The sequence below is a fragment of the Methyloceanibacter sp. genome (genome assembly GCF_051306395.1).
Taxonomy (GTDB): Bacteria; Pseudomonadota; Alphaproteobacteria; order Rhizobiales; family Methyloligellaceae; genus Methyloceanibacter.
In genome coordinates, this window is sequence record NZ_JBPPND010000102.1 from 1 (window position 1) to 12,425 (window position 12,425).

General features: G+C 64.3%; 13 protein-coding genes and 1 tRNA gene. 10 read left to right on the forward strand and 4 right to left on the reverse strand.

The features are described from left to right. Nucleotides 1–212 precede the first annotated feature (212 nt). The 6 genes from ACSLE4_RS05745 (at nucleotide 213) to ACSLE4_RS05770 (ending at nucleotide 6,264) form a co-directional block, all read left to right on the forward strand. Nucleotides 213–617 (forward strand): EF-hand domain-containing protein, encoded by a 405-nt coding sequence (locus ACSLE4_RS05745; protein ID WP_435903522.1) that lies wholly within the window; start codon nucleotides 213–215, stop codon nucleotides 615–617. A gap of 182 nt (nucleotides 618–799) precedes the next feature. After that, a complete protein-coding gene (locus ACSLE4_RS05750; protein ID WP_435903523.1) occupies nucleotides 800–1,507 on the forward strand; it encodes a DnaJ domain-containing protein in 708 nt (235 codons plus the stop codon). A gap of 70 nt (nucleotides 1,508–1,577) precedes the next feature. Then, on the forward strand, nucleotides 1,578–3,350 hold the full coding sequence (locus tag ACSLE4_RS05755; protein WP_435903524.1) for a L,D-transpeptidase family protein: 1,773 nt from the start codon (nucleotides 1,578–1,580) through the stop codon (nucleotides 3,348–3,350). A gap of 100 nt (nucleotides 3,351–3,450) precedes the next feature. Then, complete coding sequence (locus tag ACSLE4_RS05760) at nucleotides 3,451–3,732, forward strand: YARHG domain-containing protein (RefSeq protein WP_435903525.1); 282 nt, start codon at nucleotides 3,451–3,453, stop codon at nucleotides 3,730–3,732. 230 nt (nucleotides 3,733–3,962) lie between these two features. Next, the gene (gene accC, locus ACSLE4_RS05765) at nucleotides 3,963–5,981 is read left to right on the forward strand and encodes an acetyl-CoA carboxylase biotin carboxylase subunit (protein ID WP_435903526.1); all 2,019 of its coding nucleotides are present in this window, start codon (nucleotides 3,963–3,965) and stop codon (nucleotides 5,979–5,981) included. A 16-nt stretch (nucleotides 5,982–5,997) separates the two neighbouring features. Next, nucleotides 5,998–6,264 carry an acylphosphatase gene (locus tag ACSLE4_RS05770; protein WP_435903527.1) on the forward strand — a complete coding sequence of 89 codons (267 nt, stop codon included), beginning with the start codon at nucleotides 5,998–6,000 and terminating at the stop codon, nucleotides 6,262–6,264. Here ACSLE4_RS05770 and lipB read toward each other — a convergent pair. Then, a complete protein-coding gene (lipB, locus tag ACSLE4_RS05775; RefSeq protein ID WP_435903528.1) occupies nucleotides 6,261–6,926 on the reverse strand; it encodes a lipoyl(octanoyl) transferase LipB in 666 nt (221 codons plus the stop codon). The two genes, ACSLE4_RS05770 and lipB, sit on opposite strands and share 4 nt — an antisense overlap. Before the next feature lie 127 nt (nucleotides 6,927–7,053). Between lipB and ACSLE4_RS05780 the strand changes: the two genes are divergently transcribed. The 3 genes from ACSLE4_RS05780 to ACSLE4_RS05790 all read left to right on the forward strand — a co-directional run bounded on the left by ACSLE4_RS05780 (nucleotide 7,054) and on the right by ACSLE4_RS05790 (nucleotide 9,550). Next, a tRNA-Leu gene (locus ACSLE4_RS05780) sits at nucleotides 7,054–7,140 on the forward strand. A gap of 165 nt (nucleotides 7,141–7,305) precedes the next feature. Beyond that, nucleotides 7,306–8,685, forward strand: coding sequence for a magnesium transporter (gene mgtE, locus ACSLE4_RS05785; RefSeq protein ID WP_435903529.1), 1,380 nt, complete (start codon nucleotides 7,306–7,308; stop codon nucleotides 8,683–8,685). A 16-nt stretch (nucleotides 8,686–8,701) separates the two neighbouring features. Further along, nucleotides 8,702–9,550: a YdcF family protein gene (locus ACSLE4_RS05790; RefSeq protein WP_435903530.1), complete on the forward strand. Its 849-nt coding sequence runs from the start codon at nucleotides 8,702–8,704 to the stop codon at nucleotides 9,548–9,550. On the opposite strand, the gene ACSLE4_RS05795 is transcribed toward ACSLE4_RS05790, so the two are convergent. From ACSLE4_RS05795 to bufA2, 3 genes are all read right to left on the reverse strand, one after another. Then, nucleotides 9,466–10,326 (reverse strand): HvfC/BufC family peptide modification chaperone, encoded by an 861-nt coding sequence (locus ACSLE4_RS05795; RefSeq protein WP_435903531.1) that lies wholly within the window; start codon nucleotides 10,324–10,326, stop codon nucleotides 9,466–9,468. The genes ACSLE4_RS05790 and ACSLE4_RS05795 overlap by 85 nt on opposite strands. Beyond that, nucleotides 10,323–11,201, reverse strand: coding sequence for an MNIO family bufferin maturase (bufB, locus tag ACSLE4_RS05800; protein ID WP_435903532.1), 879 nt, complete (start codon nucleotides 11,199–11,201; stop codon nucleotides 10,323–10,325). The genes ACSLE4_RS05795 and bufB overlap by 4 nt, the downstream gene beginning before the upstream one ends. 98 nt (nucleotides 11,202–11,299) lie before the next feature. Continuing rightward, nucleotides 11,300–11,557, reverse strand: coding sequence for a BufA2 family periplasmic bufferin-type metallophore (bufA2, locus tag ACSLE4_RS05805; protein WP_435903533.1), 258 nt, complete (start codon nucleotides 11,555–11,557; stop codon nucleotides 11,300–11,302). A 229-nt stretch (nucleotides 11,558–11,786) separates the two neighbouring features. On the opposite strand from bufA2, the gene ACSLE4_RS05810 reads away from it, so the two are divergent. Continuing rightward, the coding region (locus tag ACSLE4_RS05810; RefSeq protein WP_435903534.1) for a hypothetical protein at nucleotides 11,787–12,425 on the forward strand (639 nt) is incomplete at its 3' end.

Genomic DNA, 12,425 nt, shown 5'->3' on the forward strand with positions numbered 1-12,425 from the left:
AGAGACAGGGCACGAGGGGCGCGTTGCGCCCGCATGACGTCGAAACCAATGAAATCGGCGGCCATCGGCTGAATCAACCTACCCACACTACCGCAAATCGTCCGCTGAACGGCCTGAACGAGCAGCGATGACCGGGGCGACAGCCAAAAACGGCGGTAAATCGAGGTGTCCAGCTGTATTGTCCACGCTTGAGGAGGCAAGGAGAACCCCATATGCGCAAGCTCGCTCAGACATTTTCAATCGCCGCGACTGCTCTTTTCTTGGCCGCTTCGCCGACTTTTGCTGCGGATACTGCCGCGGCGCTCAAGGCCCTCGATCCGGATGACGACGGCACCATCGACATGAAGGAAGCCCTCGCGGGCGCCAAGAAGGTGTTCAAGACCGTCAACACGGACGACGACAAAACGCTGGAGGCCGATGAGCTCGAGGGCATGCTCGATGCAAAGGGTCTCGACATGGCCGATCCGGACGACGACGACAGTCTGGACTGGAAAGAATACAGGGCTCTCGTCAAAGCCAAGTTCAAGGCGGCCAATCCGGACGACGACGGCACCATCGATCTGAAGGAGCTCGAGTCTCCGGCCGGTCAGGAGCTGATGAAGCTGATCTACAAGTAATTCGAGCATTTAGGGCGCGGTGCCGGATTTCCGGTTTCGCGCCCTTTTTGCGTCCGGAGCGGGGCTTCGCGCCTTGCCATTAGCAAGACACAAACCATCGTCATGAGAGGTTAAGATCGAGTGCCGCACCTCGAGCGATCGAGGAGGCTGGCCAGTCAGGATTTCGCGTGGGGAAGAGGGACGTGACTGACCTCTACGGGGTTTTGGGCGTGAAACGGACGGCGCCCCGCAAGGACATCCATAAAGCCTATCGCAAGAAGGCCAAGACGGCGCACCCAGACGCCGGCGGCTCGGTGGAGGCCTTCAACGAACTCGTCTTGGCCTATTCGGTGCTGTCGGACGGAGACCGCCGGACGCGCTACGACGAGACCGGCGAATTCGAGGTGACCAAGCCAAACAATTTCGACGGCGGCGCCATCGAGATCATCGCCGAGAAGTTGGGGCTGGTGATCCATGCGGAGCACGATCTCGCCTCGATGGACGTGGGCGCGCTGATCGAGCAGGCCATCCGCGAGGACATCGCTGCGCGGCAGGCGAGCGTGGCCCATCAGCAGCGGGCCGCTGAGCGCCTCGCCAAGCTCCGCGCGCGGACCAAGCGAAAGGCAGAAGGCGACACCAACCTGGTGGCGCGGGTGCTCGACTGGCACGAGCTTGCCATCCAAAACCACATTAAGAAGCACGAAGAGTCGATCCGCTTCCTCGAGCGGGCGTTGGAGATCCTGAAAGATTACTCCTTCGCCGACGACATGGTCGCGGCGCAGGCGGAAGAGGTGACCGGCGCCCTCAATGACATTCTGGTGGCGCTCGACGAATTGGCGGCGATCCTCAACACCAGCCCCGCCCGTGCCGATGGCATGCCACAAGGGGCGGGGCCGACCGCTTTCGGCTAAGCCTTCAAGGGGTGGCCGATAGCGGCCGTCTCGCGTAGATTTCCCACCAGTCTCTAGGGGGTAGGGGGTTTTGCGCGCAGTCGTCCTCATCGCCGTCTGCTATGTGCTTGTCCAAGCGTTGAGCTTGACGGCCGCCGGGAGCGCACGCGCCGAGGCAAGCTCGGAGGCCGCACCGGCGGGCGCGCTGCTTCCTTGGGAGAAAGCGGCACCCGCCGACGGGGCCGCGACCAAGCCCGGCCAGGCTCCAACGACCGAAGAAGCCTCGGTCGAGCCGGGCGCCGCAGCGGGGCCCGCGGACGAGACTCTCGCAAAACCGGCCGCAGAGAAGCCGGCCGCAGACGCAGAGACGACCAAAGCCGCGGATAAGGCCGCTGCCGATGAGGTCGCCGAGAAGGCTGCGTTGCCGGAAACAACGGAGCCCACGCCGCCCGCGCCGCCGCATCCCGTGGTGGCGATCATTCGCGAGAAGCTCGCGGATTCGGTTCTCACGAAAGACGCCGAGCAGGAAGATGTGGAGGCGCTCCAGGCGTTCTACCGTGCGCGCAGCGCGCCGCCGCTGTGGATCACGGAGATGGGGTTCTCCGCCAAAGGCCAGGCGGTCCTGTTCGAGATCCAGAAGGCGGACGATTGGGGGCTTGAGCCTAAGGACTTCGCGTTGCCGGAAGCCGGCGCTCTCCCCGCTGACGAAACGGCGCAAGCCCTTGCCGAAATCAAGCTCGACCTTGCTGTCCTGAAATATGCGCGTTTCGCGCGGGGTGCGCGGCATGCGCCGTCGGAGATCAGCGACCTGTTCGATCAAGCGACCACGTTACGGGCGCCGGGCACGGTCATGGCCGAGGTGGGCGCGACCAGCGCGCCGGATATCTACCTTCAGTCGTTGCACCCAGACCATGAGCAGTTCGCGCGCCTGCGCAAGGCACTGCGCGAAGCTCGCGAGGCGGAGAAGCCGAACGAGACCGACATCAGGCGTCTTGTCATCAACATGGAACGGTGGCGGTGGATGCCAGAGGAGCTTGGCGAACTCTATGTGTGGCTCAACACGCCGGAGTTCATGCTCTACGTGGTGAAGGACGGAAAGACCATCTTCGAAGATAAGACGCTGGTCGGCACGATCGGTTATCCGACGCCGGTCTTCTCCGCCGACATGGAGACCGTGGTGTTCAACCCGGACTGGGTTGCGCCGCCGTCGGTGCTACAAGACAAGCTGTGGCCCGCGCTCAAGCGCAAGCACTACAAGATCCTCACGGCCAACAAGCTCAATGTCAGCTATCGTGGGAAGCGGATCGATCCCGCCAGGGTCGATTGGCAACGGGTAAACATTCACAATTTCACCTTCAGCCAAAAATCGGGACCGAAGAACGTTCTCGGCAAGGCCAAGATCCTCTACCCCAATAAACACATCGTCTACATGCACGATACGCTTCCTTACCGGCGCAAGGTGTTCGACGAGAAGGTGCGCGCGATCGGTTATGGCTGCGTCCGCATGGCCGAGCCGCTCCCGTTCGCCGAGCTTATGCTGGCGGAGGACCAAGAGTTACCGAAGACGGAGGTCAAGAATCTCTGGGACAAGGGTGTCAACAGCCCGGTGACCATGGAGACCAAGCCGCCGGTTCACACGACCTATTTCACGGTCACTGTCGACGAAGAGGGCAAGGTCTTCACGTTCAAGGATCTCTACGGCCTCGACCGCAAGCACGCGGCGGCGCTGTTCGGCGACACGGACGGTTTTCCGTTGCCCCCGCCGGAACCGAAACGCCGCGGCGGCAGTGTCGCCTCCACCAGCTCTCCGTCCCGGGGCAGCGGCGGCGGCGGGTTCGCCAACTCGCTCGGCTTCAACGATTAGCTCGCTTCGTTCTTTGTGACGGGGCTCACACTGTGCCGTTCCGGAGAAGGCGGAACCCGGTTATCGTCGCCCCGGATTTCGAAATAAGGAGGAGGTATCGATGCGATCCAGACTGTTGATGTTCGTGGGTGCCGTCAGCGTTGCGGCGGCGGGCACTGTGATGGCGGTACCGGCGCACGCGGGCGTTTGTTCCGATCTCTGGGTCCAGCGCAACGCCATCTACAAAGCCAATGGCTACTGCTTCAAGACGCGCAAGGCGATCAACTATTTCGGTAACGCCGGCTGCCTTTACGACAATGCCGCCACCATGCCCATGTCGGGCGCCGACAAGGGGCGCGTGCTCGTCATCAAGAAGCGAGAGAAACAACTCGGCTGCTTATAGAAGGCGGGCTTGCTGGTCTCGCCGGCGCCCCGGAGCGAGAAGCCGGGCACGAGTTCATTGAACCAAGGCCCGGAAAGCCTCCGCCGGTGCGCCAGACGGCCAACAGAAGCCCCGGACCGTGTTCGAAGGAGCCCCAAAACGCCGCCGGCGGCTGCCGAATAGCGGCCTCACCAGTTTACTCGTTCCCGGCTTGCCTCTAGAAAGCCTGAGCAAAAACAGGCTGGGGACCGATGTTCAAAAAGCTTCTGATCGCCAATCGTGGAGAAATCGCCTGCCGGATCATCCGAACCGCGAAGCGGCTCGGCATCGAGACGGTAGCGGTCTATTCGGAGGCTGACCGCGACGCGCTCCATGTCGATATGGCCGACGAGGCCGTGCTGATCGGGCCTGCTGCCGCGGCACAGTCCTATCTCGACATGGACAAGATCATTGCCGCCGCGAAGGAAACCGGCGCCGAGGCGATTCATCCCGGCTACGGCTTCTTGTCGGAGAACGCCGCGTTCGCCAAGGCACTCGAGAAGGCGGGCATCGTCTTCGTGGGGCCGAACCCCAAGGCCATCGAGGCCATGGGCGACAAGATCGAATCCAAGAAGCTCGCGGCCAAGGCGAAGGTCTCCACCGTGCCGGGGCATCTCGGCGTGATCGAGGACGCCGATGCGGCGGTGAAGATCGCCGACGAGATCGGCTATCCGGTGATGATCAAGGCGTCCGCCGGCGGTGGCGGCAAGGGCATGCGCATCGCCTACAGTAGCAAGGACGTGGCGGAAGGCTTCGCCTCGTCGCAGTCGGAAGCGAAGTCGAGCTTCGGCGACGATCGCGTGTTCATCGAGAAATTCATCGAAGAGCCGCGGCATATCGAAATCCAGGTGCTGGGCGACAAGCACGGCAATGTCATTCATCTTGGCGAGCGCGAGTGCTCGATCCAGCGGCGCAATCAAAAAGTCATCGAGGAAGCGCCGAGCCCGTTCCTCGACGCCAAGACTCGCGAAGCGATGGGCGCGGAGGCCGTGGCGCTCTCCAAGGCCGTCGACTACGACACGGCCGGTACGGTCGAGTTCATCGTCGACAAGGACCGCAACTTCTTCTTCTTGGAGATGAACACCCGCCTTCAGGTGGAGCACCCCGTGACGGAGCTGGTGACCGGTCTCGACTTGGTGGAGCAGATGCTGAAGGTCGCCGCCGGCGAAAAGCTTTCCATCAAGCAGAAGGACGTGAAGCTGACCGGCTCGGCCATCGAGTCGCGCATCTACGCCGAAGACCCGGTGCGGAACTTCATGCCGTCCACCGGCCGCCTCGTGCGTTTCCAGCCGCCGGAGCTCGGCACCGAGGATGGCGTCACTACGCGGCTCGATACCGGCGTGGAGGAGGGCGGCGAGATCTCGGTCTATTACGACCCCATGATCGCCAAGCTGATTACCCACGCGCCGAAGCGCGCCGAGGCGATTGAGCAGATGGGCCGGGCGCTCGATGCCTTCGCCATCGACGGTTTCCGCCACAACATTCCGTTCCTCGCCGTGCTGATGCGCAATGAGCGGTGGCGCAAGGGGGATCTGTCGACAAAGTTCATCGCCGAAGAGTTTCCGGACGGCTTCCACCCACCGGTCCCGCGAGGCCGGGTGCGCGATGTGCTTGCGGCGGTGGCGGCCAGCATTGACTACCTCTCCAATAACCGGCGCCGCATGATCACCCAGCAGATGCATGGCGAGCCTGTGCGCTTCTCCGATATCCGCGCCGTCGAGCTCGGCGAGGGGCTTGTACGCGTGCGCGTCGCGGGCCGCGATTATCCGATGACCGTGACTCTCGGCGGGGAAGGCACCGGCGAGCCGCGGCGTGAGATCGTCCTGACGTCGTGCTGGTGGTTCGGCGAGCCGGTCTGGCACGGGACTATCGGTGGCGAGGAGGTCGCGGTGCAGGTGCGCTCGATCGTCAACGGTGTCCACCTGACCTATCAGGGCGTGGAGGCGCCGGTGCGCGTTTTCACCGATCGCGAAGCGGAGCTTCTCGCCCTGATGCCGATCAAGGAGAAGCCGGACACGTCAAAGCTGCTGCTCTGTCCGATGCCGGGTCTCGTGATGTCGCTCGCCGTGGAAGAAGGTCAGGAAGTGGCCGCCGGCGAGACGCTTTGCGTCGTGGAAGCGATGAAGATGGAGAACGTGCTGAAGGCCGAGCGCGACGGCACGGTGTCCAAGATTCTCGTCAAGCCCGGCGACAGCCTGAATGTGGACGCCGTGATTCTTGAATTCGAATAGGCGCAGTTTGAAGACCGTGACGGTCAGGATCGAAGGGCGGGTGCAGGGCGTCTATTACCGTGCCTGGACCGAGCAGACCGCGCGGCGTCTCAACCTCGACGGCTGGGTGCGCAATCGCCGCGACGGCAGTGTCGAAGCGGTGTTCTCCGGTCCAGAGACCCAAGTCGACGAGATGCTGCGGCGCTGCGCCGAGGGTCCGCCCGACGCGAAAGTGATCAGTGTGACCGTCACCGACGAGGGTGGCGCGCCGCCGTCAGGCTTCACCGTGCTGCCGACGCACTAGCGCGGGCTTCCCCCGAAGATCTCAGCGAAGCTTGCCCGGAGTGCTGCGTCAACGCGCGCCATGTCTGTCTCGGCACCGAGCGCCGCAAGGCTGGTGATCGGCGTCTCATGCAGGCCGCAAGGCACAATTCCGGAGAAATGCTCGAGATCGGGGGCGACGTTCAAGCTGACCCCGTGCAGGGTCACCCAGCGGCGCACGCGTACGCCGATCGAGGCGATCTTCGCGCCGCCCACGAATATCCCGATGCCCTCGGAACTTCGTTCGCCGGCGACCCCGAGGCGCGCGAGGGTGGCGATCAGCCAATCCTCCAGCGCCGCCACATAGGCGCGCACGTCGCGGCCCCGGGCCGTGAGGTCGAGCATCGCGTAGGCCACGCGCTGGCCTGGCCCATGATAGGTGTAGCGGCCGCCGCGCCCGGTCCGGAACACGGGGAACCGCGCGGGCGTGAGCAGCTCCGCCTCGTTCGCGCTGGTGCCGGCGGTGTAGAGCGGCGGATGCTCAAGCAGCCAGACGCATTCCGGCGCTGTCTTGTCGGCGATGGAACCCGCGCGGGCATCCATGGCGGCGAGCGCCTCCTCGTAAGGAACGGGCTCGGGCGAGGTGAGCCATTCGACGGGCACGGAAGCGGGCTCAGAGGCCACGGTTGGAGCGGAAAGTGTCATGGAAGAGATAGTCTAGAGCATACCTTGCACCCCTGGGACAGGTTTGGTAAGGCAGCGGGCCCCGGAATTGCTTGCCGATGGGGTGGCTTATCGCCATATCCGGGGCACTAGTCTTCCGGTTTTTATTGCGGTCGTGGCGGAATTGGTAGACGCGCAGCGTTGAGGTCGCTGTGGGGTAACTCCCGTGGAAGTTCGAGTCTTCTCGACCGCACCACCTCTCTCCCCAAACTTGTGGTTCTTAGCGCCATAGGCAGGGCGCGGCCGGCCTGATATCACAGGCTGGTTGGCAGCGCGCGAGTCGCCGGCCGAGAGCGCGCCGGCTCTCCGGTGGGGCCGCGCTCTTTCCCGCTTGAAGCTTACAAACCAGCGATTGGACGCGATGCAGGACGCCGCAACCGAGGTTGAACTGCGCGACGAGGAGGGGGGCATCCGCTCCGACTTTCTCCACGCGGTCTCGGACGCGCTGGAGGCGGACGATACCGCGCGGGTGCGGGCGCTCACGCTCGACCTGCACGAAGCCGATCTCGCCGACCTGATCCAGCTGCTTCGGCCCGAGGAGCGTGCGGAGCTCATCGCGGCGCTCGGCGAGGACTTCAAGGCCGCCGCGCTGCCTGAGCTCGACGAGGCGGTCCGCGACCAAGTGCTCGAGGATATGGCGCCGGAGCAAGTCGCCGAGGCGCTGCAACAGCTCGATTCCGACGAAGCCGTCTATCTGCTCGAGGACCTCGACAAAGGCGATCAGAAGGACATTCTCGCCAAGCTTCCTTACTTCGAGCGGATCGCGCTGCAGCGCAGCCTGGAATATCCGGAAGACTCCGCCGGCCGCATCATGCAGACCGATCTCATCGCCGTGCCGCCGTTCTGGTCGGTGGGTCAGACCATCGACTACATGCGCGTGGCCGAGGATCTCCCGGACCGCTTCTACGAGATTTTCGTGGTCGATCCGGCCTACCACCTGATCGGTTCGGTGGCGCTCAACCGTCTGCTGCGTTCCAAGCGGCCGACGACGATCGAATCCATCACTGACGAGGGGCTGCGCCCGATCATGGTCGAGGCCGACCAGGAGGAGGTGGCGCGCCAGTTCGAACGCTACAATCTGACGTCGGCGCCGGTCATCGATGAGGACAAGCGGCTCGTGGGCGTGATCACGGCCGACGACGTGGTCGAGGTTGTCCAGGAAGAGGCATCGGAAGACATATTGGCGATGGGTGGTGTCGGCGGCGAGTCTGTCAGCGACACTGTTTGGGAAACGACGCGGCTTCGGTTCACGTGGCTCTTCGCCAATTTGATTACCGCCATTCTCGCGTCAATGGTGATCAGCGTCTTCGAGGCGACCATCGAGCAGATGGTGGCGCTCGCCGTGCTCATGCCGATCGTCGCCTCCATGGGCGGCAACGCCGGGACGCAGACTATGACGGTGGCCGTGCGCGCGCTCGCCACGCAGGATCTCGGGCGCGTCAACGCCGTGCGCGTGATCATTCGCGAATCCGCTGTCGGGCTGCTCAACGGCCTCCTGTTCGCCGTCATCATGGGGGGCATCGCTTATTTCTGGTTCGGCAGCGACGAGCTTGGGCTCGTGATCGGGGTCGCCATGGTGGTCAATCTGTGCGCCGCGGCGCTGGCCGGCATCCTCATCCCGCTCGGTCTGGAGGCGCTTGACCTCGATCCGGCCATCGCTTCGGGGGTTTTCGTCACCACCGTGACCGATGTGGTGGGATTCTTCGCCTTCCTCGGGCTGGCCGCTTTGTGGTTATTCTAGGGGCGAGGGAGGCCTGATGTTCTTCTATATCGCCAAGGCGGTGTGGTTCGTGCTCCAGCCGTCGACGCTCATTGCGCTGTTGATCGGCTACGGGGCGATTCTGATTTGGACCGGCTGGGCGCGCTGGGGACGGCGTTTCGTCTCCATCGGCGCCATCCTGCTTCTGGTCGTCGGCCTGTCGCCGCTCGGCAATGCGCTGATCCTGCCGCTCGAAGATCGCTTCCCCCGCGCCGACCTGGATTCCCCTCCGCCGCCCACAGGGATCATCATTCTCGGCGGGGCGGAGAACAGGCTGGTCGGCAGCGCACGCGACGCGCCAACCCTCAACGAGGCGGGCGAGCGGCTCTTGGAAGGGGCGATCCTGGCGCACCGCTTCCCGGAGGCAAAGGTGGCCTTCTCGGGCGGCGATGCGGGGATTCTCTACAAGTCCGATAGCGAGGCGGAGGGGGCAGCGTCCCTGCTGTCGAAGCTCGGCATCGACAGGGACCGTCTGATCCTCGAATCCGATGCGCGGGACACCTACGAGAACGCGGTCTATCTCAAGAAGGAACTCGAGGCGAAGGGTGAGCTCGATCTGACCAAGCGCTGGCTCCTGATCACCTCGGCCTATCACATGCCTCGCTCGATGGGGGCCTTCCGTCAGGCCGGCTTTTACGTCGAGCCGTGGCCCGTGGACTACCGCACGCGCGGCATGGTCGACCTGACCAGGCCCTTCGACAAGGTGTCGGAAGGCTTGCGGCGGGTGGATACGGCGATGCGTGAGTGGGTGGGCTTGTTCGCCTATTGGCTGACGGGCCGCACCGACGCCCTATTCCCGGCACCGAATGAGGGGGCGCCGGATTGCGCCTCTCCCAAGGGCTGCTGAACCTGGCAGCCGGTCAGCATCGCACTGTCCATCCAGGCCTTGAGATAGGTGGCCGCGCGGAACTCTGCGTCCTCTTCGCCGGCGAAGGTCGCCAGCATCCCGCAGAGGACACCGAACCGCACGCCTTTGGCGGCCTCGTCCCACATCATGGCTTCCTCGGCGGCAAGCGGCCTGAAGCGCGCCATGTATTCCTGGCGCCACACGATGAGCGCTTGAGGCTCGGGCGCTCGCGCCGGTGCTGGGGGTGACATCCCGTCCTTGAGCGCCGACCAGATTTCGGCGGCGTTGGTGGTGAAGCAGAGGCGGACCGCCGTCGGGTGAGGCTTGAACGTCAGGCGTGGCCAGTCTTCGGGTGGGATCGCGGCCAGATCGCCGATCGCAAGTGGCGTGGCTTCCGGTCCATCAAAGGCGTCGTCCAAGGCCTTCTCCAGCGCTGCGATTTCGGCGATCTCGGGATGGCCTGCGAAGGGCGCAGTCTCCTTGGCGAAGTCGGGCAGGTGACGGCCGAACCAGCGGGCGTTGCGCCGATCCGACGGATGCGCGGCAATATAGGCGCGCGCGAGCTTGGCAAAACCTTCGTCGCCCAGATAGGCGTGGACTTGGCTGTAATCGTTGCCGAGAATCTCAGCAAGACGAACGACATAGGCGTTGCGGTAGACGCCGAACAGCACGCTCCGCCGTTCGCGGGCGCTGTCTTTGACGTCGCCGAGAATCGTGTCGTCGCCGGCGAGGATGCCGGCCTGGAAGCGTTCCTGAAGCTGTTTGAGGCTCGTCATTCCGCCGCGATCGCCTGCGCATTTTTATGTGTGTTTTGCGCGGTAACCTGCTGTACGTCGCGCGCTATTTGCCGCGCAATATCGAGCTCCGCGACGACCTCGGCGAGCGGCGGGATATTGTCGTCCCGTTCGATCATGGTGGACACCGGACCGAAATGAGCGACGGTCTCGCGATAGAAATCCCAGACCTCGTCGCAGACCGGATGGTCGTGGGTGTCGATGATGTGGCTCTCCTCGTGGCTATGCCCGGCCACATGGAACTGGACGATGCGGTCGCGGGGCACGCCATGCAGAAAGTCGTCGGTGGAGAAGCCGTGATTGAAGGCGCTCACATAGACGTTGTTGACGTCGAACAGCAGCCAGCAATCGGCACGGGTCGCGACCTCGCTGACGAACTCCCACTCGCTCATCTCGCTTTCGCCGAAGGTGACATAGCTCGACACGTTCTCGAGCGTCAGGCGGCGGCCCAAGAAGTCCTGCACCTGGCTCACGCGGTCCACCACGTGATCCAGCGCCTCCTGGGTATAGGGCACCGGCAGCAGGTCGTGCAGGTTCACCCCATGCACCCCGGTCCAGCAGAGATGATCGGAAATCCATTTCGGCTCGACACGCTCCGCGAGCGTCTTCAGCGCGCCGAGATAGCCCCTGTCGAGCGGCGCGGTCGAGGCGATCGAGAGCGACACCCCGTGCATGACCACCGGATAGCGCTCGCGGATCCGATCGAGAATGCGCAGCGGCTGGCCGCCGGGGATCATGTAGTTCTCGGAGATGACCTCGAACCAATCGATGTCGGGGTCGCCGGAGAGGATCTCCTCGTAGTGCTGAGGCCGAAGGCCCAATCCAAAGCCGAGATATGGCGGCTTGTGGTCTGTCATGGCGCGCTCCCTTGTCGATCGGAGACCGGCTAGATTGGAGACCGGCTAGATTGGAGACCGGCCGCTTGCCGCGGCCGGTCCCACGGCAACTTTGCGGCTTAGCCCTCGAACTGGCCACCCGCCTCGGCGCAGGCGGTGTCCGTCATGACAACATAGCCCTTGCCCTTGCAGGCGTTGTGGCCCTTGCAGTCGTTCTGGGCGGTCTTGCAGGCGCCCTTGCCCTTACAGCCGTTCACGCCGAAGCATTTTCCTTCCGTGCCGCCGGCGGCGAACGCCGAGGTGGCAAGCGTGCCCGAGACGATCAAGGCGGCGGCGGTCATGGCGATCGTAGCGCCAGACTTCTGGTTGAGCTTCATATTTCTCTCCTGTGACTTGAGTTCCCACGTATGGCGCGTAACGCCACGCGCGAGCCTAGCCCCGTTCCAAACAGGCCTTTCGTAACGCCTGTTCAAAGCTCTGTGACCCCCTTCACGCCGCAGTGAACGGCGGCCTGGGCATTGCTCTGGGCCTTGCATAAACCGCCATCGGCAATTCCGGCCGGCCAAGGCGCACGCTATGATCCCCTGTTCCGGAGGGGGAAGGTGCATGAGCTTCAAGGACATCATCGTCTATGTGGACGGCACGGAGGCATCGAAGGCGCGCGCCGCCTTCGCCGTCTCGCTGGCCAAGGCGCAAGGCGCCTATCTCATCGGCGTGGCCTTCGCGCCGAAGGCGCTTCTGCCGCTCTATGGCGCCGATGTGGGCTTCGCCGATATGAGCGGCGTGCTTCAGGGCGTGAAGGCGCAAGGCGAGGGGGCCGTGGCGAGCTTCAAGGCGCTGGCCGCCGAGGCTGGGGTCGAGGCGGAGGGCCGGCTCATGCAAGGCATGAGCGAGGAGTTCCCGCATGACTTCGCCGCCTTCGCCCGGCAAGTCGATCTCGCGATCCTGGGGCAGCCGCGCGACGGCGATCCGCTGATCGGCCAGTATGCCTTGGTCGAGCGCTGCCTGTTCGCCTCGGGCCGCCCGGTGATGATTGCGCCGGCTGCGCCGGCCGACATTGCCCTCGACGGCACCATCGTCGCCGCCTGGGACGGGAGCGCGGAGGCCGCGCGCGCCTTCAACGATGCGCTGACCTTTCTCAAGCCGGCGAAGCGTGTCGTGCTGCTGGTGGCCGTCTTGGACGGAGCGACTGAGAAGGGCACGCCGCCGACGGACGACATGGTGGCGCATCTGACCCGCCATGGG

What these genes read in the sequence shown, in the direction of transcription:
- ACSLE4_RS05760 (WP_435903525.1), top strand. Translation starts at nt 3,451, where the DNA reads ATGCGATCCAGACTGTTGATGTTCGTGGGTGCCGTCAGCGTTGCGGCG.
- bufA2 (WP_435903533.1), bottom strand. Translation starts at nt 11,557, where the DNA reads ATGAAGCTCAACCAGAAGTCTGGCGCTACGATCGCCATGACCGCCGCC.
- ACSLE4_RS05795 (WP_435903531.1), bottom strand. Translation starts at nt 10,326, where the DNA reads ATGACGAGCCTCAAACAGCTTCAGGAACGCTTCCAGGCCGGCATCCTC.
- mgtE (WP_435903529.1), top strand. Translation starts at nt 7,306, where the DNA reads ATGCAGGACGCCGCAACCGAGGTTGAACTGCGCGACGAGGAGGGGGGC.
- ACSLE4_RS05790 (WP_435903530.1), top strand. Translation starts at nt 8,702, where the DNA reads ATGTTCTTCTATATCGCCAAGGCGGTGTGGTTCGTGCTCCAGCCGTCG.
- lipB (WP_435903528.1), bottom strand. Translation starts at nt 6,926, where the DNA reads ATGACACTTTCCGCTCCAACCGTGGCCTCTGAGCCCGCTTCCGTGCCC.
- accC (WP_435903526.1), top strand. Translation starts at nt 3,963, where the DNA reads ATGTTCAAAAAGCTTCTGATCGCCAATCGTGGAGAAATCGCCTGCCGG.
- ACSLE4_RS05745 (WP_435903522.1), top strand. Translation starts at nt 213, where the DNA reads ATGCGCAAGCTCGCTCAGACATTTTCAATCGCCGCGACTGCTCTTTTC.
- bufB (WP_435903532.1), bottom strand. Translation starts at nt 11,201, where the DNA reads ATGACAGACCACAAGCCGCCATATCTCGGCTTTGGATTGGGCCTTCGG.